This window comes from Peribacillus sp. Bi134 (genome assembly GCF_918698065.1).
GTDB lineage: Bacteria > Bacillota > Bacilli > Bacillales > DSM-1321 > Peribacillus.
Genome location: NZ_CAKKLN010000001.1, coordinates 443,271 through 465,292, shown reverse-complemented (window position 1 = coordinate 465,292; position 22,022 = coordinate 443,271). Strand labels below are relative to the sequence as shown.

Here is a 22,022-nt window from a genome sequence, read left to right as displayed (position 1 = left end):
ATTTATTTAAGATAAATGCAATCCGCATTCCGTTTTTTGAGCTCCTTGCCAACGGCCAGAGCGTAAATCATCTGCATTGAAGGCTGGTGCTGTACATGTTTTACATCCAATGCTCGGATATCCATTATCATGCAGGATATTATATGGAAGTCCGTTTTTATGGGCATAGCGCCAAACATCTTTCCATGTCCAATGTATAAGTGGACATATTTTAACTGACTTGAACTTATTATCCTTATTGATATACTCGGTCGAAGCCCTTGTCTCGGATTGCTCCCTCCGCAGTCCCGAAAGCCATGCTGTTGCCGTTGAAAGCACATCGGTAAGCGGAATGATTTTACGGATGTTACAGCACTTATTTGAATCTCTAACCCATAATTCATCCCCATATTCCGCTGCTTGTTCCTCAAGCGTCAAGGCAGGTTTCTTCATTTCTATCGAAAGCTTTGGATATCGCTTTTTCACTTGCTCGATCAATTGATAAGTTTCCTCAAAATGAACATCTGTATCAAGGAAAACTATTTTGGCAGAAGGATTGACCTTCGCCAATAAATCCGTAAGCACGATGCCTTCAATGCCAAAACTGCAAGCATAAATCAGTTCGTTTCCATAATGGTCATTCGCCCATTGCAGAACTTCCAAAGCACCTTTTGTCTCACTGTCTTCGGGAAATACAGGGAAATCCCCAGTGTTGAAATTTTCATAGTTTATTAATGCAGCCAACTTTGTAGCCCCCTCTAAAACTTGCTGTATCAGGTTAGAGTAACTGTTGATCAATACCCGTTGTAATCTTCTCCAGTTTGTTTGACTCTAGGAAAAAGAGACGAATCTAACCAATACTCTCTTTATATCAGTTAAACCCGCCTCTAGTTTTTCTAGTCAGCAGATACCTTATTTAATTCTTAATTTTTCATTTCTTTCCATTTGAATGATTTTACCATCCTGGACAATAAGTGTAATGGACCCATATTTCATAGAATTAAGCATTTCTTGAAGTCGTTCAAATATTTCTTCAAGCTGATTCTCTTTATCCAAGCCTGTTCCTCCTTTAAGAAAATCCGCGAATTTCTTATTTTCACCGCTGATCAAATGAATTTCTTAGATTTATATAATTCCAAACAACCTTACATTGTTATGGTTTGCCTACAACTTTCCAAAAAACAAAAATCTTTCCATGATGGAAAGATCCCAAGGTAAATATCTTTACCTTATCTTCCAAAATGATCAACATTTTGTTGGAGGTAGCACCTTGCATCGACCATGCAGGTTGCTGGACTTCAAAGGGCCAATTCCCTCCGTCGCTCTGGATAAGTTTTATTATTTTAAATATTAACATATATTTAATCCTTGTCAATGGAGTTTTCTTATAAAATAACTTGGTTTAATATTATGGATGAACTGTTATTTTTATACACACTATTCCGATTATGATTTTATGTTCATGTAAATATGAAAATAGACTCGTCTTTTTAGATAAAGCCTCCAAAAAAATGAGTCTATTTTCATTAACAAGCCTATAATTGGCGCCAGTCATCATCTGAAAAAATAATTTCTCGAATTCCAGTCCTTTTAAACGAAGGGATTACTCGAATTCATTAATTTCTTAACTGTATCGCTTCTACAAATTCTTGAACTTGACTCTGGACCCGATCAATTAAATGCAAATCATTTATCGGTTTTTCTGAATTCTGTTTATCTATTTCCTTATCAACAAAATAAATGCCCTGCAGCGGCTCGCCTTTTAATATTGAAATTAATGGTTTAAGTGCATAGTCAATCGCCAATAGATGCCTGTTACTTCCGCCAATCATGATTGGCAGTACTGGCTTACCCTTAAAAGCACCTTCTGGCAGCAAATCAATCAAGGCCTTCAATACACCTGTATAAGAAGCCTTATAAACCGGTGAACCAATAATGACACCTCTAGCTGCTTGAATTTTCTCTGAAAGCTTTAAGATATCTTCGCTATTATATTTGCCTTGGAATAAATCATCTGCTGAGAAATCCGTGATTGAGAAATAAGCTGTAGTAAATCCTTCGTTTTCGACTAATGATTGAATATGTTTTAGTGAAATGTCCGTTCTGGACGGAATAGCCGGACTTCCTGATAAAATTACGATATCGCTCATTTAATATACCCCTCCAATATTACATGATTGCCAGATAAAATCTTCGTAAAGCATTTCGTACAGTATGCATTTATCGTAATAGTCTGAAAAATATAAGTCAAATCTTACACTCTGGACATCTACTCTGAATGAAAAAAGAAACGGTCATATTTACGGCTTGATGCTCATGCCCTTAAATATGACCGTTTCATTATGTATGTTTTTGTTTGCCATGAATACCATATACCAAAAGTTGAGCAATGCTCTTAATTCGTTCAGAAGTAAAATATGGCTCCTTTTTCTGCTGGTGGATCTCATAATGTGTAGATAATGCCAATGTGAAAGAAATGATCCCTACATTAAATAGGATAATATCAGAGATATATTGTATCTCACCACTATCTATTCTCTTCTGTATTTCAATATGCCTGGCATTCGGCTTGAAAATCTGATCTACATATTGCTTCGAAATATCTTGATCGAATTGTGTTTCCCTGAATAGTATCGAAAATTGTTCTTTATTATCAAGAATTTTATTTATCATGGTGCAAACATGATTCTCCACTAAATCATCCGTGGATAGATGGCTAGTCCCATCTTCAGTTTCCTCTTTCTCATCAGGGGTAATTGTAGCTAATAGCAAATCTTTTTTGCTGTCAAAGTATTTGTAAATAGTAGCTTCGGAAACATTGCATGCAGAGGCAATTTCATTCGTTCTTGTCATGTCAAAACCTTTAGTGGCAAAAAGAGTCCGGGCTACATTTATGATTCGTTCTTTCGTTTGCTGCCCTTTTTTCAAAAATATCAACCTTCTTTTATGATGATAAGACCGGTGTCACCAATCTATTTAACATGATATCCCGATGGTATCAATCGGTCAATATTACCTTTGATTCATTAGAATTCAATATTCCCATATATCATAAATAGAAAACATCGTCTAAATTGGGACGAAGTTTTCTTTTACAGAAAATCACTTAAAGGATGCATAGCCATCATCGACCATGACTACACTTCCATTGATCGCATCCGCTTCCTCTAACGATAATAGATAGACGGCATTTGCAACGGCTTCTGGCTTAATTAATTTACCGCGCATTTGACTTGCATTCAATTTATCGATGATTCCCATATCTTTATAGCCTTGAATGATAGGAGTGTCAACCCCGCCTGGCGCAATGCCCACTACCCGTATGCCATAAGCACCCAATTCCAAAGCGGCGGTCTGTGTCATCATTCTTACAGCTCCTTTAGTCGCCTGATAGGCAAAGGTTCCGTGGGAAGCTAAGTAGCCAAACACAGAAGCGGTATTAATAATGACCCCCTTGTTACCTAGCTCCTTCATTTTCCGCCCTGCTGCCATGATTCCAAAGGCAACTCCGTGCTGATTCACTCCAATCGTTTTGAAGTAACCCTCCATATCTTGATTGAGGATCATACCGCCTGCACCGATGCCGGCATTATTAAACATGATATCGATCCTTCCGAATCTTTCCGCTGCTTTTTTGATTAAGGATTCAACATCCTCCTGCTTAGAAACATCCGTTTTTACAAAAATGGCCTCTCCGCCATCCGCTGTTATCTGTTCAACGGTTTCCTGTCCCATTTCTTCATTAAAATCCGCAACAACGACCTTGTCCCCTTTTGCTGCGAATTTCAAACATGTGGCTCGGCCAATACCGCTTGCTCCTCCTGTAATAACTGCAACTCTTGCTGTCATATATATTCCCCTTTCAACACCAAAATTTAGTGAGTGTTTACTTACTTTTTTTAATTATAAAAGTAAAGAATATTTAATTCAAGCAATATGTATTTATATAGGGTTTTGAGCTTTCAAAAGTAAAGCTGTCCTATTAATAGGACAGCTTCATTTTTTAACAGGTTTTCAATTCGGCCTTACTTATGGATGTCTTCACCATTTCAATGAAAAGCTGCATAAAACGATTATCACCTGTTAATTCTGGATGAAACGCACTAACGATGACATGGTCTTGTCTCGCAGCCACTACATTCTCTTCATAAACAGCCAATACTTCTACACCTTCTCCAATTCCATCAGCAAATGGCGCCCGGATGAAAACTGCCTTATAAGGAGTTTCCATTCCTTTGATTGATAGTTCAGCCTCGAAACTATCCTTTTGACGTCCAAATCCGTTCCTTTTCACGGAAATGTCCATTAGTCCAAGATAGGCCTTCTCATCGCCAGTCAATTCATTGGCCGCCAATACCATCCCAGCACATGTACCGAAAATTGGCTTTTTATCTTCGAAGAAAGTTTTGACCGGTTCCATAAATCCATAACGATCCATTAGCTTCCTCATCGTCGTGCTTTCTCCGCCCGGAATGATCAAACCATCGATTTCAAGCAACTGCTCCGGCTTTTTTACTATAACTGCTTGTTCGCCGGCAGCTTTGATTTGATTCAAGTGTTCTTCAACCGCTCCCTGTAATCCCAAAACACCGATAGTTATCATATTACCATCCACGTTCCTGCATCCGTTCTGCCGGAGCTAGTTTGGAAATATCAATTCCTTTCATTGCACTTCCTAACTCTTTGGACAACCGGCCAATCAATTCATAATCCGTGAAATATGTAGTCGCTTGAACGATTGCGGAGGCGAATTTTTCTGGAGTTTCAGATTTAAAAATACCAGACCCAACGAAAACGCCATCTGCTCCCAATTCCATCATCAATGCAGCATCTGCTGGAGTGGCAATTCCGCCGGCTGCAAAGTTAACTACAGGCAATTTACCTGTGCGTTTGATTTCTCTTAAAATTTCAAAAGGGGCTCCAAGATTTTTTGCTTCTGTCATTAATTCATCATCACTCATGATGCTCACTTTGCGAATTTGTGACTGTACCTTTCTCATATGACGCACAGCTTCCACAATATTACCTGTTCCTGGTTCTCCTTTTGTACGAAGCATTGATGCTCCTTCACCAATACGTCGCGCAGCTTCGCCTAAATCACGGCAGCCACAAACGAAAGGTACTGTGAAATCACTTTTTAGAATATGATATTCTTCATCCGCAGGAGTCAGCACTTCACTTTCATCTATATAATCCACTCCCATTGATTCCAGGACCCTTGATTCAACGATATGGCCAATCCTTGCTTTAGCCATGACCGGGATGGACACTGCATTCATTACTTCCTCGACAATACGCGGATCTGCCATTCTTGCTACGCCGCCAGCCGCACGGATGTCAGAAGGAACTCTTTCCAATGCCATGACAGCGACAGCACCAGATGCTTCTGCGATTTTTGCTTGTTCTGCGTTAATGACGTCCATGATCACGCCACCTTTTTGCATTTGTGCCATTCCTCTTTTTACTGTGTCAGTTCCTAATAATTTTTCCATTTTTTTCTTCCCCCTAATATTTGCATTTTTTAGATTTGTTAGGCTTAGTATAAAAAAAAGTTGACCGCATTGAAAGTGTCAGTTTTAATAAATTTAATGGGGTCAGTAAAAATTTATCAAAAAGGTGGCAACAAAATGAATATGCTTTCTTGCGATTTAAATCGGTTAAGTGAAGTACCTTTGTACGAACAATTATATTCATATATTAAAAAAGAAATCATTGATGGCCGTCTTCTTTACGGCACAAAACTGCCTTCCAAACGGAAATTGGCAGAGTTCCTTCAAATAAGTCAAAATACTGTGGAGACTGCATATGAACAATTGACTGCTGAAGGATACGTTGAAGTCATACCAAGAAAAGGGTACTATATTCAAACATTCGAGGATTTAGAGTATACACAAACTAACCAAATAGTGGAACAAATCAATCATAAAGAAGGGGAATTGCTATATCATTTTCATCCCAGCCAAATTGACACGGAACATTTCCCATTTGAAAAATGGAGAAAATACATGAAAAGCAAAATCGATGAATCACATCAAGATCTTCTATTACTTGGGGATTCTCAAGGGGAATATGAATTACGATGTGAAATTGCCCATTATTTGTATCATGCACGTGGTGTACAATGTGTTCCAGAACAGATCATCATCGGTGCAGGAATGGAAATTTTATTACAGCAGCTTGTCCTTCTATTCGATAAAAATGCCATCTATGGTGTTGAAGATCCCGGGTATCACTTGATTCATCGGATTTTACGCAGCTACCCAAATGAAGTCCATCCACTGCAAATTGATGAAGAAGGCGTAAAGGTGAACCAAATTGAAGATTCAAACATCGACGTTGTATATGTCACTCCCTCACATCACTTCCCCAATGGGACAATCCTATCCGTTAACAGACGGACGCGATTGTTGAACTGGGCTCAAGGGGCAGCAAACCGCTATATTATCGAAGACGATTATGATAGTGAATTTCGTTATAGTGGAAAAACAATTCCTTCCTTACAAAGTATGGATGCTGGTGATAAGGTGATTTATTTAGGGTCATTTTCAAAATCATTGATGCCATCAATTCGGATCAGTTATATGGTTCTTCCCGCTCCATTGTTACAAATGCATCAACAGGAATTATCTTTTTACCATTCAACCGTTTCACGGATTGATCAGCATGTGTTGACACAGTTCATGAAGGAAGGGGATTTTGAAAAGCATTTAAATCGGATGAGGAAAGTGTACCGTCGGAAGTTGGATAAAGTGATTGATCTATTTAAACCCCATCAACAAATAAAAATCATTGGAGAGCGGTCAGGATTGCATATAGTCCTCATCGTTAAGAACGGCATGGATGAACAGACACTTATTCAAAAGGCAAACGAAGACCATATTAAAATTTATGGATTATCAACATATTCAATCGAGAAAATTGACGAACATCCTCCAAAAATTATATTGGGCTTTGCAGGGATCCCTGAATCCGAATTGGAAAAAGCCATTCACCTTTTATTGAACTCATGGGGTTTATAAAGAAAAAAGAAGCTCACTTTCGTGAGCTTCTTTAAGCTTGTCGATAAAATGGGATTCGGAAAGGTCTCATTCTGGTTCCTTTCATGATTTTAAACAAGACTTTTATTTGGAATGAAACCATAATGGATTGCACTCTTGCCGAATGACTGGTTAGCCGCGAGGAGGCTGGGCAGGAAGGCTCGGGGACCGCAAAATGCGTTGACGGTCGAATAATGTGTGGTGTAGGTCGAATAAATTGTGGTGTAGGTCGAATAAACTGCGGTGTAGGTCGAATAAATTGCGTGTAGGTCGAATACAGCACGGTGTAGGTCGAATAATGCACGGTGTAGGTTGAATAACTGCGGTGTAGGTCGAATAAACTGCGTGATCGGTCGAATATATTGCGTGTAGGTCGAATAATGCACGGTGTAGGTCGAATAAACTACCTGATCGGTCGAATAAACTGCTTTGGCTAAAAAAACTGCAGGCAAACTCGCTTTTATTCGAGTTTGTCTACAGTCTGATTAATTAACTCTAGTGAATCTTTAACTTTTAGATAAATACTGTTCCATCATATCCTTTGGTACCATGCTCCCGCCGGTCGCCCAGATGATATGTGTGGACTGGTTCATTTTATCCACCAGTTTTTGGTCCATGAGATATTTCTTTCCTTCTGCAGCTTTAAAAAGTTGTATCGGACCGAATGCTCCTGCGAGGGCAGATGGCTCTAAATAATGACCTTCCGTCTCTGCCATTCCCCTGAGCAGATCGAATAACCTTTTATCCTCTATGGTATAGCTACCGCTTAACATGGTCGTCATCATACGGGAAACCAATGCTGAAGGCCTTCCGACAGCAAGACCATCAGCTTCCGTCTTATTATCGATGCCAAAGTCCTGCACCGAGATTTTGTCATGAAGGCCTGTCATCAATCCGAGCGTCATGCATGGTGAATGTGTCGGCTCTGCAAAAAAACAATGTACATTATCTTCAAAGGCTAGCTTGAGCCCATATGTAATACCACCGGGCCCGCCGCCGACTCCGCATGGCAAGTACACAAACAAAGGGTGATCTTCGTCTACTGGTATGGACATATCTTTCAGTTGTTTCTTCAGGCGCGTTGCAGCTGTCGCATAACCTAGCAGTAGATCCATTGAATTTTCATCATCAATAAAATGGCAATCGGGATCAAGTAATGCTTCATTACGGCCTTCTTCTACAGCTTTACTATAATCATCATCATATTCCTTTACAATGACTCCAAGACTTGTTAATTTATCCTTTTTCCACTGTTTGGCATCTGCCGACATATGGACCGTTACTTTGAATCCCAGCTTAGCGCTTATTATTCCAATACTCATTCCTAAATTGCCGGTTGAACCGACTGCAATCGAATATTTTGAAAAAAGCTCTTTGTATTCATCACTTGCAAGTATCCCATAATTATCAGTCCGTTTTAATCCACCATGCTTCATTGCTATTTCCTCAGCACGTTTTAAGACCTCATAAATACCTCCGCGAGCCTTGATGGAACCTGATATTGGTAAATGACTGTCACATTTTAGCAAAAGATTCCCAGCCATTTTAGTTCCATAGGATTTTTCCAAGTTTTTTTGCATGGAAGGAATCTCGACTAGTGGTGATTCAATGATCCCCTCCAGTGGTTCGGTTTCTGGAAAGGCTTTAATTATATAATCGGCAAATCTATTTAATCTTTCTTCAGCAGATTTAACTTGTTCAGCTTGGACGATTGGGTTTTCTTGCTTGTTACCGTAATCTGGATTCGTCCAGAAGACTTCGTTCATCTTTATTACATTATTAAGTATAGGATCCTTCGCTTTCCAATCCATGATCGATAAGCCTGCGATTTTATGCATCTCCACAGCAGTCCCTCCCGGAAATGTAGTTTTCATCATCTACTATAACTCAACAAACAGCAATAAAGATTACAATTTTCACTTTTTTACGAATAATCAGCTTAGAAAGTCAAATTCACTTTTAATTTCCCACGCACACTATTAATAAACCAAATTTCCTCAGCGTTATTAAGGTCAGCTTTTGAAATGGGTTTTTCCTTGATCTCCTTCTTCCTGATCAGGTCTTGACGAAATGTTCCAGCAAGCAGACCTGCTTCCACCGGAGGGGTATAGAGGTCACCATTTATCTTCACCACTACATTTCCGTTCGTGAATTCCGTTATGAATCCTTCTTCATTCCAAAGCAAAACATCATGGAAGTCAGGATTATTCATTTGAAAGCCTTCATATACATCACGATTGGTGGTCTTATGAAATAGAAATGGATTTGCGCTTGATATTGGAGTTTCAGCCAAGATGGCCATAAATTCTGAATCAAGGGGCTTGATTGCTTGTCCAGAGACTTCAATTTCACCATTTTCATGAAGTAATACCCTCACCTTTTGTAACGTCCCTTGATTCATATCCGCATACTTTTGGAGTTGATCTCTAAGATTCAATTCAGGGAACCGGTAATCGAAGTAATCAGCGGATTGTTTCATCCGATCGATATGATCAGTCAACAAATAATATTCGCCATCGCTGAGCTTCATCGATTCCAATAGTTTGTAAGCTGGCCTTTCCACCGTCAATAATTTGGCTTTTAAAAACGCTTCGTCATATTCTTCCGATAGCTCGGAATCCCAAGTGATTCCCCCGCCTACCCCATACTCGGCTTTCCCAGTTTCGTTATCGATCACGACCGTACGAATCGGCACATTAAAGATTGCTTCGGATTCAGGTGTGATGAACCCGATTGCACCGCAATAAACATCACGTGGTGAATTCTCGATATCAGCGATGATTTCCATCGTTTTAATTTTAGGTGCCCCTGTTATCGATCCACAAGGGAAAAGGGCCTTGAATATATCAATGATTGTTGTTCCTGGATTCGTATCGGCCGTAATCGTGGATGTCATTTGCCAAACAGTCGGATATTTTTCAATTGCCTTTAGCTGTGGAACCTTGACGCTTCCTGGTTCTGCAATCATTCCCAAATCATTTCTGAGCAGGTCAACAATCATGTAGTTTTCAGCTTGATTCTTTTCCGAGGCTGCTAACCAGTCTGCATTAAGCTGATCCACTTTCAGTGTCGTTCCCCGCTTTACCGTTCCCTTCATTGGCCGAGTAATCAGCTGACCATCTTCCCAACGGAAAAACAATTCGGGTGAAGCCGATAGGATTCGATGTGTCCCCACATTCAAATATGCACTATAGTTTGAGCGTTGAGCTCTCTTCAAGCGATCAAAGAAAGCGAAGTCATCTCCTTCGAACCTGGATTGTAAACGCATCGTGTAATTGACTTGATATGTATTGCCTTTCTCGATTTCCGATTTTATCCTTTGAAACCCGGAATGATAGTTATGTGAGTCCGTTTCTGATTGCCATTCAGCTAAATTAAAAGCCCCTGTCATTTTTTCAGGTAATTCTTCTTCAGGTTTATCGAAAATCCCGAACCATAATAATGGCATTTTGGCTCCATCTTTTACTTTAAAAGATTTTTCAAAAGCAGGTGCCGCTTCATAGGAAACGTATCCCGCTGCATAATGCCCCTGTTCTATCGCTTCCTGGACTTTTTGGAATTGGGGAATGACATCCTCAATTGTATGGGCGGTGAACACTTTTTTCGGGTTCATAAAATATAGAGGCCTGCTGTCACCTTGTTTATCTGTGAAGTGAAATATTAAGGATAAAGGATCTTCTCGTTTCATTCTTCTCTCCTGACTTTGTTTATGAAGTAAATCGGTATGTATTTTATAAAAAAGCTTGCAGACACGGAATCTGCAAGCTCATTCTTTGACACTTATTTCATTCCAGTAACTTCTGCAATGATTTCATAAGAACGAAGGCGTGCATCCTGATCATAAATGGCAGAGTTTATAATCATTTCGTCCGCCTGTGTTTCATTTAAAAATGCCTGCAACTGCTCTTTTACCTCTTTTGGATTTCCTATGATGGAGGCGTTCAACTGCTTCATGACAATGGCCTTTTCATATTCTGTCCAAAGGCCTTCCATTGTATCAACTGGAGGAGCAAGTTGACCGGGCGTGTTACGTATTAAATTCAAGAACTGCTGTTGATAAGAAGTAGCAATCCTTTGCGCTTCTTCTGTAGTATCAGCTGCAAATACATTGACACCAACCATGACATAAGGTTTATCAAGAACGTCGGATGGTTGGAAATTATTGCGGTAACGGGCTAAAGCTGGTTGAGTATTTTCTGGGGAAAAATGGCTTGCAAATGAAAATGGCAATCCCAGCTGTGCTGATAATGCTGCACTGAAGCCGCTTGAACCAAGCAGCCAAATCGGAATATCCTGTCCTTCGCCAGGGATGGCGCGAACACGGTTATGTTTGGAATCCGCATCTAAATAACTACGGAGCTGCGCCAATTGTTCAGGAAAATCCTGACCGTTATTACGTACATCACCCCTGAGTGCCATGGCTGTATATTGGTCGCTTCCCGGTGCACGGCCCAGTCCTAAATCTATTCTACCAGGATACATTGCTTCCAATGTACCAAATTGTTCTGCGATAACGAGCGGTGCATGATTCGGCAGCATAATGCCTCCAGAACCGACACGAATTCTTTCCGTCTTTCCTGCCACATAGCCTATAAGCACTGACGTTGCAGAGCTTGCGATTCCTGGCATGCTATGGTGTTCTGCAACCCAGAAACGATTATAATTCCATTGCTCCACATGCTTGGCTAATTCTACTGTATTTTTAAAAGCTCCCGAAACTGTACCACCTTCAACAATAGAAGCTAGGTCCAGAACGGAAAAAGAAATGTCGCTAAGTTTTTTTGCATGTTGATCAGCATTCATATCTTCATCTTCTTTCTTTCAATTATGATAAATTGGACGCAAAGCCATCATATAGAAAATGCACACAAAATGCACACAAAATGCTCGAAGGAGTTAACTGTTAAGAATTTCCTTGGCAATCAAACGAAACGAATTAAGCCTATCCTCCAACTTATGAGTGATGGTTATCAGCATGATTTCATCTGCTTGATATTTCTCCTGAATCTCCAAAAGACGATACCTTACTTGTGAAGGGGTACCAAAAATCAGTTTTTCATGCATGGTTTCCATCAGTGCTTTTTCTTTTTCAGTCCAATCATGGTTCCTTACCTCTTCTATGCTTGGAACCTGCTTTCTTTCACCATGTCCACTTTGAATTTTCCATAGTATGTTGCTAAGGGCGATTTCTTTCGCATGTTCCTCCGTTTCTGCGCAAATGGCCGAAACTGTAACAATAGTTTTAGGTTCTTTAACAAACCCTTTTGTTTGAAAGTGTTCACGGTACTGATGAAAGCTTTGAACTCCATCATTTTCACTCATGAATTCACCAAATGCGTATGCAGTTCCATTCTCAGCCGCAAGTTTTGCACTTTTCCCGCTTGTTCCCAAAATCCATGGTTCAGGCGGCACCTTTGGGATAGGAGCAGCAGAGACATTTGAAAATGGATGTTCATTCGGAAATTCATCTTTTAGAAAATTCAACAGTTCTTGAACTAGTTCAGGCATTTTGTAAACATTCTGCAGAAAATTATCGGATAATGCCATCGTTGCTTCGGCAGATCCACCAGGAGCACGCCCGATTCCCATATCAATCCGGCCAGGAAAAAGAGTAGCTAGCATATTATAAGTCTCTGCTATACGGTATGGCTTATAATGTGGAAGCAGCACTGCCCCTGAACCAATCCGGATATTTTTTGTTTGTGCACCAATATAGCTTATCAAAACCTCTGGAACGGAACATGCCAATCCCGGGAGATCATGATGTTCAGTTAACCAGATTCTGCTATAACCAAGTCTATCTCCTTCTTGTGCGAGTTGCAGTGAAGCTTGCAAGGCTTCTTGTGCTGATTGTCCTGATGCAATTGGTGATTGATCCAAAATGCTAAGTTTCATTTTGTTACCTCCTTTCTTGTCTTTCGTAGCTTAATGGTAAATCATAACTATTCGAAAGTCCCCTGAAATGCTTGCTTTGTTATTTTAGTTTGCAGCCTTTAGCAAAAAATATAAGGAGTTGAATTCAAATTGGGGAGTATGGAGCTATCATATATTCTAACGAGGTGTTTGCTTTAATATATTATTGGCGGCAGGTAGATCAAGGACTTGTCACTTTATTCTATCGAGGTCTTTTTAAGTATATATATGTAAATGAAGAAAAGCCCTTATTAAGGGTCTTTTCCGAGCTATTCACTTTTTTTGAATTGAGATAGTAATTCATCTGCCATGATTTTTGAATCCAAACGAGCCGCTATATATGGAGGCTGGACCCGATTATTGGACTCTACGGGCAACCCTAGCCAGACAACTCGTTTATCCAAGATGATAAACGAAAAGGAAACAGGTGAACAAATAAATTGATCAGAGTGGATATCAGGGTTTCTTTTTGCTGAAATGATCGTCAATTTCACTGCAGGGTTTCGTTTCATTAAATATTGCTGCCATTCTTCTGACAAACTGTTCAAATCCGGAACAGCAAAAACCATCTCTAGTTTTGTTGATTCAATATCTTCCTGAAAGTCCCCCAATTTACGGGCATGCATCCATTGTAATTTCGGATGCTGATGTTTAACCCATTTTCCAATGTCTTTCTTTGATACAATCTGATCATTTTGAATTTGATGATCGACAAGCTGACGAAGTGTTTTGCTGCGATAAACGTGTTTGTTAACAAATGAAGTGTCACATACATGTACGAACTTACCCTTAGTCCTGGTTATGGCCACGTTAATGAGCCTTTCACTTTCTCTCCCTGTCAATAACATTCCAGCCCTGTTTTGCGGATAACTATCAACTGTGTCAAAAATCATCATCTCCCGTTCACTTCCCTGGAAACGGTGTACAGTTGCAGCGATGATATCCGCCGTTTGCCGTTCTTTGTCATATAAGTCATCCAATAGTTTTTCCATCAAATCTGCCTGGGCACGATATGGGGCGACATAACCGATTGACCTTGCCCCGCCCACATAAGCTTCATGAATCAGTTGAAAAGATAAAAGCAATTGCCATATATTCATTCTCGAGTGGGATGTCCGTTCAGTGATGCAATATTCCCCTGCTAAGCTAGTATCGAGCAGTGCCGCTGCCTTATTGGCAAATGGTTCCGCCAGCATTATTCCCTCCCTGCTGGTCGCAACACTTTTATGATCGCCAACAAAATTGTTATAGACGACACGATTAGTGAATGCTGAAATATCCGGATGCATGCGGCGCTGTTCCTTTAATAGGAATAAATGGGGATGAAGTTCTCCTTCTTCAACAGACTGGGCCACACCAGCGCGATGAAAAATGTCTTCCTTCAGCCAAAGTTTCACTAGGGAATCACGAGCCGAAGCAATAGGTGGCAATTGTTTGAAATCACCACAAACGATAATATGCTTGGCTAACGCTGCAGCAAAAGCCACCTGAGGTACGTATGCCATACTCGCTTCGTCCAAAATGACCAGATCATACTCCTTTTGATAAACCGTTTCATCATTTGCGGCTTTAGCCAAGGTCGTTCCGATGACTTTTGCTTCTTTTACGAATTGAATCTCTTTTTGGCGGATTTTCTCCAAGACTTTGGCCAGCTTTTTCTCTATCTCAATTAATTGATCTGTATCCCTTTTACTGAAGGACCCTGCCAAGTCATGCTTTAACAGACGTTTCTCTTCGCCAAGCTCTTCTTTTTCTTTAACTAATGTCGGTTCATGTTTACCTAATAATTGCCCTGTAACAATATCATCATGGATGGCTAGTGATTCACCGATTTGAGATCCATAGCGAAGCACATCGCCTTCTTTGAAACGATCTTTCTTTTTAATGAATGACGAAATTTCAGCCATCAAAACATCGACAGCCTGGTTGCTATGGGACAAAACCAGAACTTTTTTATCCTGTAAATAATGATTGGCTACTGTACGAGCCAATGTATAGGTTTTTCCTGTTCCAGGGGGTCCCCAAACAAAAGTGACAGGGTTGAATTTCGAGCGGGCATATAATTCTTTTACGCTGCTTTGTTTTTCAATTAAAGGATGTTTTTGCGGCATGGACGGATCCATCAGGCGCTTGATCCGAAGCCTTTTCCTTTTGCTTCTCTTGATTTCATCCAGGCGGATGATCAATTGCTCAAGCAATTCCCAAGGATCGTGGTATAAAAAGGCTTCATCGATCATATCGCCTAGCGAGCGATCAAAAACAATGATTATACTTTTTCCTTCCGATGAGAGGATTCTCCCCTCTTGCTTAATCCCTCCCCATTCCAGTCGAACGAGGGAACCGACAGGGATTTTTATCGATGAACCTGTTTCGAAATAATAGTTGAAAGAATCGCCACCTGTAAGCAGATGGCCGTTCGAAATCAGGTATTTTGTGCTGCCATATTTTTTCAAATGCAGGATTTCAAGTTGAAGCGCCTGCTGCCATTCTTTTATATAATTAACTGTCGAATTCATTTTTCACTTTCCTCACAAAATATGCCATTGAAGTACAAAGAAACTGGCCCATTGGCTAGGCTCCGAAGTAGGAAATAACGCTGTTACCAAGACTTTTTGCGCGATACCTGTTTCTTAAGCATATAAAATAAGGCCCAATCAATAGATTGGGCCTCTCCTACGCCAATGTTTTAACTATAGCATTTTTTATAAAATCATACCATGGGCTCTTTTGGAAGAAATGGTTTAGATTAGCCTTCTGTCAACTCAGTGAATTGGTCGACAAGATCGCTGAAAATCTTCATTGCGTTTTCGATTGGATCAGGTTTAGTTAAATCTACGCCTGTTTTCTTAAGCAGCTCCAATGGGAAATCGGAACTCCCGCTTTTCAAGAAGGTCAAATAACTTTCAAGTGTTTTTTGGTCCCCTGAGAGGATTTTATCAGCGATGGTGATGGCTGAAACGTAACCAGTAGCATATTTGTAGACATAAAATGGACGATAAAAGTGTGGGATACGTGACCAGCCATACTTCACTTCTTCATCGAAAATTATTTCATCTCCATTATAAGCACGAAATATTGATTCATAGGCTGTATTAAAAACCTCGGCATTTAGAGGTTCATCATTTTCAGCTTTTTCATGTACGACCTTTTCGAACTCCGCAAACATCACCTGTGTGAAGAATGTTCCTTTAAAACTATCTATGAAATGGTTAAGTAAGTGTTTTTTCTTCTGCACGTCTTTTGTAGTCTTAATCAAATGGCGAATCAAAAGGATTTCATTCACAGTGGAAGCAACTTCAGCGACAAAAATGGAATACCCAGCACTTATTTGCGGTTGATATTTTGAACTATAGTATGAATGCATTCCATGTCCAGATTCATGCGCAAGTGTAAACACACTGTCTAAATCATCACGGTGATTTAATAAAATGAAAGGATGAACACCATAAAGTCCTAAATTGTAAGCACCTGACCGTTTTCCAGGTGTTTCCCTTACGTCGATATATCTTTTTTCCTTAAAGGTTTTCAGGATTGTGATATATTCTTCGCCAAGAGGTTTTAGTGCTTCAACCATCAAAGAAAAACCATCATCGTAAGAAATCTCCTCTTTAGCGCCTTCGACTAATGGCACACTTAAATCATAGGCACGCAATTCCTCTACACCAAGCAATTTTTTTCTTAAATGAATATATTTATGCATGGGCCCGATATTTTGTTTAGTAGACATAATCAAATTATCATAAACCTCTTTTGGAACTTGATCTCCAAATAGAGATTTTTCCAAGGCTGATGGATAATTTCTTAGTTTTGAAAGATTCACATTATTCTTGATTGCAGTGGAAAGTGTGGAAGCGATTGTATTCTTCAATTGTACATATGGCTGATAATAGGCGAAATAAGCCTCTTTTCTTTTATCGCGATCATCGTCTTCAATCAATTTGGAATACATTCCCCTTGTCAGCTCTACCCTCTCGCCGTCTTCATTCGTAACTTCCCCAAATTTTATATCAGCATTGTTTATCATCCCGAACGTTTTTTGAGGTGCTGAAAAGGCTTCGCCTATTTGGGAAAGCACCTCTTCTTGTTCTTTCGTTAACACATGGGCTTTATAGCGGAAGGAATCAAGTAAATCCTCCTCAAAATATTTCAAACCCTCGATTTCATTTATGTACCCTTTTAATGTGTGTTCTTCCAGGCTCAAAAGAAACGGCATGAAAAATGCAGAAGCATTACTGATTTTCTGCCCTAACTTACCAGCCCGATCCAATAATGCTTGTGATGAGGTTACCCGAGTATCCAAATCAGCTTGCAGCATGGCAAATACATATAGCTTGTTATAAATGTACCCAAGTTCTTCACTTAATCGTAAATAATCGAACAAATCTTGAGCTGACTGAATCCGACCATCATAAGTTTTTAATTTTTCTGCCATCTTCAGGACTTCTTGATAATCCTTTTCCCAGATAGTTTGATCATCGTAAATATCCTCTAAGTTCCATGTTTCTTCTATTTTTATTTCGTCACGTGATTTAAACGTTTGCATATTATCTGCACTTCCTTTCATCCTTTATAGCTTACCCTTTATTATAATCGACTTTCAGAAAAATCTGCATAGAAAAACCAGTATGCTAAAAATACATACTGGTTTTTCTTTTTACAATTAGAATTTTGCTGCAGTTTCAGCAACTTTCGCCAATCCTTCTGCAACGATATCCTGTGAGCGATCTGGATATTGATTATGTCCTTCGATTACAACTGTTTCTGGGTTTGTTATGCCCCATAAGTTTAAATTCATCGTTACGTATTTCTCTGCCATTTCAGCAGCATCCATTCCAGGCAATGCATAATCTGATCCGCGTGCATTAAGTAAAGCCACTTTTTTACCACCAGCTAAACCGACTGGGCCTTCAGCTGTATATTTGAATGTTGTTCCAGCTTGAGCAAGATAAGAGATATAAGTTACCAATGGTGCCGGAACCGTTGCGTTCCATAGCGGGAAGGCAAATACCACTTTGTCGGCTGCAAGGAATTGATTCAAGTATTGTTGCACGATATCGGCAATCTCCACTTCTTCTTCAGTCAATTCCATGCCTTGGTTGCGTTTATATAGGGCAGTAATCGCTGTATTTCCGTAGTAAGGTAAGTTCAGTTTAAATAAATCCAATTCAGTTATTTCATCGTTACTATTTGCTTCCTTATATGTGTTCAAAAACGTTTCATACATTTTGACACTGATTGCTTGATCCGCTGGACGGTCATTTGATTTAACAAATAATACTTTAGACATTTTTGTTCCCCCAATTGTTATTATTGTATGTTTTTTTAAAAATAGCATTTAATCCAAATATCTCGAATTAACTGCAATTGCTACTTTCACATTATAAATCTGAAAATCTTATAAGGCAAGAAATATGTTTTTTATTTTGCGCGCTTTTATTTTTTTATCCCGAGGCTTTATAAGCAGGACGCGAAAAAAACCGAGAGCAATTTGCCCTCGGTTAAGTTAACTCTTTATGATGGAAGGGGCACTTACCTTTTATCGGTTCTATATCATCCCCTATGAAAAATTGTTTCCATTCATTATGATTTACATCTCCAAAGTGACTGATATCCGGATGTTTAGGAAGGTTATCCCACTTCTCCACTCGTTCACGAACCTTTTCACGTGACATGATTCCCCCTTTTTCCGTTCCCTCCAAGCCCTCAAAGATCATCCTGGGTTGGAATCCAAGTACAAGGCTATTTCCTAAATCACGCGTTTTACGCTGTTTATAAGCAGGTGCATTACCAAAGACAAAGATTGGTTCCCCTGCAAAATGATAGTCCCATAAATAATGCTCGGGATCTTTCGGCTTTTCAATTGGCCAAGGCTTTTCATCCGCTTTATGTAAGTATTGCAGGATATCCCAAAACCTTTTACGGTAAAATTCTATATCACCCTCTATTGATTCAGGCTCCATAAAGACGAAAAGACCGTGCCTGATATATGGTGGTTCCTGAAATAAATCAAGAAAACTTTCCACTGCTTTTGGGAGATTGGACCAATCTTTCTGTGTGATATAAGCATACCGAAGTTCCCCTTTATTTTCAGCTTTCATACCAAAATAACAAGGAAAGGTTTTATCGGTCACTGTATTATGGAATGTTTGATATTCCTTAATTAGCCATTGCGGCACTCGATCGGGATTTGTCATATCTTCTTTTGTTAACAAACTTGAATTAGCAGTCAGCATTATTTTTCTCCTTAAATCGTTTTATTATATGTTACCCGCTTTAAATAAACTAAAACTTCTACGGACCTGTGCACCCTATATAATTACTTCTTTATTTAAGGGATTATGACTTCCTCCAGGTTCATCGGAATTCAATTAAAAAACATTCGATCTGCATGTTAATCATTTTCTTTACAATAGGATAACCTAAGAAAAAAATAGGAGTGGTGCTTAATGGCAAGGAGAAGGAAAATTCTAGTATCTGAAGCGAGAAAAGGACTAGATGATTTAAAAGCAAAAGTTGCTGGTACAAAGAATCCCGAAGAAGCAAAGTTTGAAGTGGCAAAGGAAATTGGCGCACCACTGAAAAAAGACTATAACGGTGAACTGACATCCAAGCAGAATGGAAAAATAGGCGGAAAATTAGGCGGAGGCATGGTCAAGGAACTTGTAAAGATGGCACAGGAAAACTTAGGGAAAAAACATTAACAAGATTCGATCCCGTTTGGTAGTGCTCCCCTTTAAAAGCTCATATATAGAAACTGGACTTAACACGTTGGATGGCATTAAACCATAAAAAAGCCAACCTTAACGGGCTGGCTTTTTTAAAATTAACTAATTCTCACGGGTGAAACTCTTGAAACTACTGACATTATTAATTCCTCCGACATCGGGTAATTAGTGGCAGCTGGATCCGTCCTTACTGCTTTAAGAATTCTTTCCATATCGGATTGGTTAATTTCATAGGCGCTGAAGTCAGAGGGCAGCCCAAGATCGGATAGGAAAACACGGAGCTTTTCCACCACTTTCGCTAAGGTTCTTTTTGAATCTTCATCATGGATTTTCACACTAAAGGCTTCGGCTATCAAATGGGCCTTTGGAAGATATAAATCCGGGGTTGATTCCATTACGACCGGTAATAACACAGCATTGGCCAATCCATGAGGAATACGGAATAACGCCCCATATGCGTGGGCAAAGTTATGAACCGGGATCGCATTCAATGCACTACAAAATGCAGTGATTCCCATCATGCTTCCATGAAGCATTTCCATTCTGGCCTCAATATTCGTTCCGTCCTTTACGGCCCCCTGTAAATTTCTATCAATAACTCGGATGGCCTGAAATGCATAAGCATCGGTTATTGATGTAGCCGCAGGTGAAACGATCGCTTCCATTGCATGTGTCAATGCATCTGCACCAGTAAACGCCGTAATGTCACTCGGCAGTCCGACTGTTAACTCAGGATCTAGAATGGCAACATCCGAACTTAAAAAAACATTGTATATATTCATTTTTACTTTTTTATGTTCGTTATATATGACTGCTATCGGAGATACTTCAGAACCGGTTCCTGCTGTTGTGGCTACGGAAATATGCGGGATATTCATGGATTGGGCTTTTGGAAAACCCTCATACAGATAGCCGCTTGGAATGGCATCTTTAATATCCGTAATTCCTTTGTATAATCCGAATTTCAATGCCTTTGCGGTATCAATGACACTCCCTCCACCGATGGCAAGTATGGCATCGGCATTCACTTCGCGTGCATATTTCAATGCTTCATTTACACATTCACTCGCTGCGTCTTGTGTAACACCCAGAAACTGTCCAACTATTTCAGCTCTGGCACCTAAATTCTCCTGATCAAAAGTTTCGGCAACTTTATTAACGACACCTGCATTTTCCAAGCCCGCATCACTTACGAGTAGAATCCTTTTGGCCCCGAGACCATTGAAAAGGTTTGGAATGAGTGAACGAGTGTTAGTGCCACTGTAAACCGAAGTCCTTAGCCAAAAATTCGATTGAGCGTTTACGTTCATACAGATCACCTCAGATATATTAGTCTATATTCTTAGATAAGGATTGTTTATACCCTGTCTCAGAGTTCCTGATGGCCATTCATTAACAAACATACTAAATAGTAAGCTTTTATCTTTTACCGGCTTTACAAAACCCCATATTCCTTTTCGTTACTTTGATAGATTTCTTCAATCCCCTTCCCTTTTGCCCTGGCTAAAATCTCCATCCGCACCGTCAATTGTTTCATGGTAAAATTCAATATAGCTTGTTGGTCATTGCCAAATGGATTTCCTAACTGATCATACCCCTCCGTATTTAACGCGATGGCCAGAGGAGAAAGTTGCTCCATTCTCTTTTCAACCTGTTTAAAGATATGTGGATGTTCACTGATGATACGTTGCAGCAGGAAGGTCCCATAAGCAATATGGCGCGATTCATCCTTCTTCAAAAGACCCACGCCTTTTAATAAACCAGGCATCATTTTATTAGCTTCAAGCGTCTGATAAAAACCGAAATATCCAGTTTCTGCAAGAACACCCTCGGTAAACATATTATAAACAGTGGCTGCTTCTGCCAATGCTTCAGGGGATTGGTCGGATAAAAGTTTCTCCATCGCTTCAGGCAATATTTCGTAAAAAATCGATTTATAAGTATCTGAATGATAAACTGTCAAATCACCCGTTTCACCAACCTGATCTAATGTATAACGAAAGAACTCCATATGCTTCGCTTCCTCGAACAGAAATGTCGTTAAGTACATTTCTTCTTCAATCCTGCCTTCTTTGGCTATCGTCATAATGAGAGGCAGCAAATCCAAAGTCACCGCTTCTTCCCCGCCCTGAAAAAGTGAAATGATCCGTAATAACACTTGCCTTTCAATATCAGTAAATGACTTCCAATCTTCTTTATCCTGGCTGAAATCAATGTCACGAGGATTCCATATACCGAATCTTTTGGCCTTTTGATAAAGTTTAAATGGCAGGGTATCTTCTCTAAAACTCCGGCTGGTGGTCGTTAAATTCTTTCTTTTCATGGTAATGCCTCCTTAAAATTAAGAACTTTAAACTTTTGTATCCAA

At 39.7% G+C, this 22,022-nt stretch carries 19 protein-coding genes and 1 riboswitch; of the genes, 2 read left to right on the top strand and 17 right to left on the bottom strand.

The window, feature by feature from the left end; genetic code table 11:
• Nucleotides 1-6: 6 nt before the first annotated feature.
• The 7 genes from LQ188_RS02195 to pdxS all read right to left on the bottom strand — a co-directional run bounded on the left by LQ188_RS02195 (nt 7) and on the right by pdxS (nt 5,471).
• A complete protein-coding gene (locus LQ188_RS02195) occupies nt 7-723 on the bottom strand; it encodes a phosphoadenylyl-sulfate reductase (protein WP_101225390.1) in 717 nt (238 codons plus the stop codon).
• A 168-nt stretch (nt 724-891) separates the two neighbouring features.
• Complete coding sequence (locus LQ188_RS02190) at nt 892-1,035, bottom strand: YezD family protein (RefSeq protein WP_072273036.1); 144 nt, start codon at nt 1,033-1,035, stop codon at nt 892-894.
• 170 nt (nt 1,036-1,205) lie between these two features.
• Nucleotides 1,206-1,314: riboswitch (SAM riboswitch) on the bottom strand.
• A gap of 281 nt (nt 1,315-1,595) precedes the next feature.
• A complete protein-coding gene (gene ssuE, locus LQ188_RS02185) occupies nt 1,596-2,129 on the bottom strand; it encodes an NADPH-dependent FMN reductase (RefSeq protein ID WP_230175903.1) in 534 nt (177 codons plus the stop codon).
• Nucleotides 2,130-2,319: 190 nt separating this feature from the next.
• Nucleotides 2,320-2,907 carry a TetR/AcrR family transcriptional regulator gene (locus LQ188_RS02180; protein ID WP_101225392.1) on the bottom strand — a complete coding sequence of 196 codons (588 nt, stop codon included), beginning with the start codon at nt 2,905-2,907 and terminating at the stop codon, nt 2,320-2,322.
• A gap of 174 nt (nt 2,908-3,081) precedes the next feature.
• Complete coding sequence (locus LQ188_RS02175) at nt 3,082-3,828, bottom strand: SDR family oxidoreductase (protein ID WP_230175902.1); 747 nt, start codon at nt 3,826-3,828, stop codon at nt 3,082-3,084.
• A gap of 154 nt (nt 3,829-3,982) precedes the next feature.
• Nucleotides 3,983-4,579, bottom strand: a complete 597-nt coding sequence (gene pdxT, locus LQ188_RS02170) for a pyridoxal 5'-phosphate synthase glutaminase subunit PdxT (protein ID WP_290370089.1) — start codon at nt 4,577-4,579, stop codon at nt 3,983-3,985.
• Nucleotides 4,580-4,583: 4 nt separating this feature from the next.
• Nucleotides 4,584-5,471: a pyridoxal 5'-phosphate synthase lyase subunit PdxS gene (gene pdxS / locus LQ188_RS02165; RefSeq protein WP_230175900.1), complete on the bottom strand. Its 888-nt coding sequence runs from the start codon at nt 5,469-5,471 to the stop codon at nt 4,584-4,586.
• Nucleotides 5,472-5,606: 135 nt separating this feature from the next.
• On the opposite strand from pdxS, the gene LQ188_RS02160 reads away from it, so the two are divergent.
• Complete coding sequence (locus LQ188_RS02160) at nt 5,607-6,998, top strand: PLP-dependent aminotransferase family protein (RefSeq protein WP_230175899.1); 1,392 nt, start codon at nt 5,607-5,609, stop codon at nt 6,996-6,998.
• Nucleotides 6,999-7,522: 524 nt separating this feature from the next.
• On the opposite strand, the gene LQ188_RS02155 is transcribed toward LQ188_RS02160, so the two are convergent.
• The 8 genes from LQ188_RS02155 to LQ188_RS02120 form a co-directional block, all read right to left on the bottom strand.
• A complete protein-coding gene (locus LQ188_RS02155) occupies nt 7,523-8,854 on the bottom strand; it encodes a D-serine ammonia-lyase (RefSeq protein ID WP_230176008.1) in 1,332 nt (443 codons plus the stop codon).
• Between the two features lie 101 nt (nt 8,855-8,955).
• Nucleotides 8,956-10,704 (bottom strand): aminodeoxychorismate synthase component I, encoded by a 1,749-nt coding sequence (gene pabB, locus LQ188_RS02150; protein ID WP_230175898.1) that lies wholly within the window; start codon nt 10,702-10,704, stop codon nt 8,956-8,958.
• Nucleotides 10,705-10,796: 92 nt separating this feature from the next.
• On the bottom strand, nt 10,797-11,819 hold the full coding sequence (locus LQ188_RS02145; protein WP_230175897.1) for an LLM class flavin-dependent oxidoreductase: 1,023 nt from the start codon (nt 11,817-11,819) through the stop codon (nt 10,797-10,799).
• A gap of 93 nt (nt 11,820-11,912) precedes the next feature.
• Nucleotides 11,913-12,911, bottom strand: coding sequence for an LLM class flavin-dependent oxidoreductase (locus LQ188_RS02140; protein ID WP_230175896.1), 999 nt, complete (start codon nt 12,909-12,911; stop codon nt 11,913-11,915).
• Nucleotides 12,912-13,198: 287 nt separating this feature from the next.
• Nucleotides 13,199-15,445 (bottom strand): AAA domain-containing protein, encoded by a 2,247-nt coding sequence (locus tag LQ188_RS02135; RefSeq protein WP_101225400.1) that lies wholly within the window; start codon nt 15,443-15,445, stop codon nt 13,199-13,201.
• Between the two features lie 230 nt (nt 15,446-15,675).
• Nucleotides 15,676-17,472, bottom strand: a complete 1,797-nt coding sequence (gene pepF, locus LQ188_RS02130; protein WP_230175895.1) for an oligoendopeptidase F — start codon at nt 17,470-17,472, stop codon at nt 15,676-15,678.
• Nucleotides 17,473-17,589: 117 nt separating this feature from the next.
• Nucleotides 17,590-18,264 carry an FMN-dependent NADH-azoreductase gene (locus tag LQ188_RS02125; RefSeq protein ID WP_286141462.1) on the bottom strand — a complete coding sequence of 225 codons (675 nt, stop codon included), beginning with the start codon at nt 18,262-18,264 and terminating at the stop codon, nt 17,590-17,592.
• 163 nt (nt 18,265-18,427) lie between these two features.
• Complete coding sequence (locus LQ188_RS02120) at nt 18,428-19,162, bottom strand: YqcI/YcgG family protein (RefSeq protein ID WP_101225402.1); 735 nt, start codon at nt 19,160-19,162, stop codon at nt 18,428-18,430.
• 213 nt (nt 19,163-19,375) lie between these two features.
• On the opposite strand from LQ188_RS02120, the gene LQ188_RS02115 reads away from it, so the two are divergent.
• Nucleotides 19,376-19,630 (top strand): alpha/beta-type small acid-soluble spore protein, encoded by a 255-nt coding sequence (locus tag LQ188_RS02115; RefSeq protein WP_230175894.1) that lies wholly within the window; start codon nt 19,376-19,378, stop codon nt 19,628-19,630.
• 122 nt (nt 19,631-19,752) lie between these two features.
• Here LQ188_RS02115 and LQ188_RS02110 read toward each other — a convergent pair whose 3' ends face one another.
• Together LQ188_RS02110 and LQ188_RS02105 are read right to left on the bottom strand one after the other, a co-directional pair.
• A complete protein-coding gene (locus LQ188_RS02110) occupies nt 19,753-20,964 on the bottom strand; it encodes an iron-containing alcohol dehydrogenase (protein WP_230175893.1) in 1,212 nt (403 codons plus the stop codon).
• 125 nt (nt 20,965-21,089) lie between these two features.
• Nucleotides 21,090-21,977, bottom strand: coding sequence for a R2-like ligand-binding oxidase (locus tag LQ188_RS02105; RefSeq protein ID WP_230175892.1), 888 nt, complete (start codon nt 21,975-21,977; stop codon nt 21,090-21,092).
• Nucleotides 21,978-22,022: the final 45 nt, after the last annotated feature.

Bases quoted from the DNA above. Each gene is read 5' to 3' on its own strand.
- ssuE (WP_230175903.1), bottom strand. From the start codon at position 2,129: ATGAGCGATATCGTAATTTTATCAGGAAGTCCGGCTATTCCGTCCAGA.
- LQ188_RS02175 (WP_230175902.1), bottom strand. From the start codon at position 3,828: ATGACAGCAAGAGTTGCAGTTATTACAGGAGGAGCAAGCGGTATTGGC.
- pdxS (WP_230175900.1), bottom strand. From the start codon at position 5,471: ATGGAAAAATTATTAGGAACTGACACAGTAAAAAGAGGAATGGCACAA.
- LQ188_RS02160 (WP_230175899.1), top strand. From the start codon at position 5,607: ATGAATATGCTTTCTTGCGATTTAAATCGGTTAAGTGAAGTACCTTTG.
- LQ188_RS02155 (WP_230176008.1), bottom strand. From the start codon at position 8,854: ATGCATAAAATCGCAGGCTTATCGATCATGGATTGGAAAGCGAAGGAT.
- pabB (WP_230175898.1), bottom strand. From the start codon at position 10,704: ATGAAACGAGAAGATCCTTTATCCTTAATATTTCACTTCACAGATAAA.
- LQ188_RS02145 (WP_230175897.1), bottom strand. From the start codon at position 11,819: ATGAATGCTGATCAACATGCAAAAAAACTTAGCGACATTTCTTTTTCC.
- LQ188_RS02140 (WP_230175896.1), bottom strand. From the start codon at position 12,911: ATGAAACTTAGCATTTTGGATCAATCACCAATTGCATCAGGACAATCA.
- LQ188_RS02135 (WP_101225400.1), bottom strand. From the start codon at position 15,445: ATGAATTCGACAGTTAATTATATAAAAGAATGGCAGCAGGCGCTTCAA.
- pepF (WP_230175895.1), bottom strand. From the start codon at position 17,472: ATGCAAACGTTTAAATCACGTGACGAAATAAAAATAGAAGAAACATGG.
- LQ188_RS02125 (WP_286141462.1), bottom strand. From the start codon at position 18,264: ATGCTATTTTTAAAAAAACATACAATAATAACAATTGGGGGAACAAAA.
- LQ188_RS02120 (WP_101225402.1), bottom strand. From the start codon at position 19,162: ATGCTGACTGCTAATTCAAGTTTGTTAACAAAAGAAGATATGACAAAT.
- LQ188_RS02115 (WP_230175894.1), top strand. From the start codon at position 19,376: ATGGCAAGGAGAAGGAAAATTCTAGTATCTGAAGCGAGAAAAGGACTA.
- LQ188_RS02110 (WP_230175893.1), bottom strand. From the start codon at position 20,964: ATGAACGTAAACGCTCAATCGAATTTTTGGCTAAGGACTTCGGTTTAC.
- LQ188_RS02105 (WP_230175892.1), bottom strand. From the start codon at position 21,977: ATGAAAAGAAAGAATTTAACGACCACCAGCCGGAGTTTTAGAGAAGAT.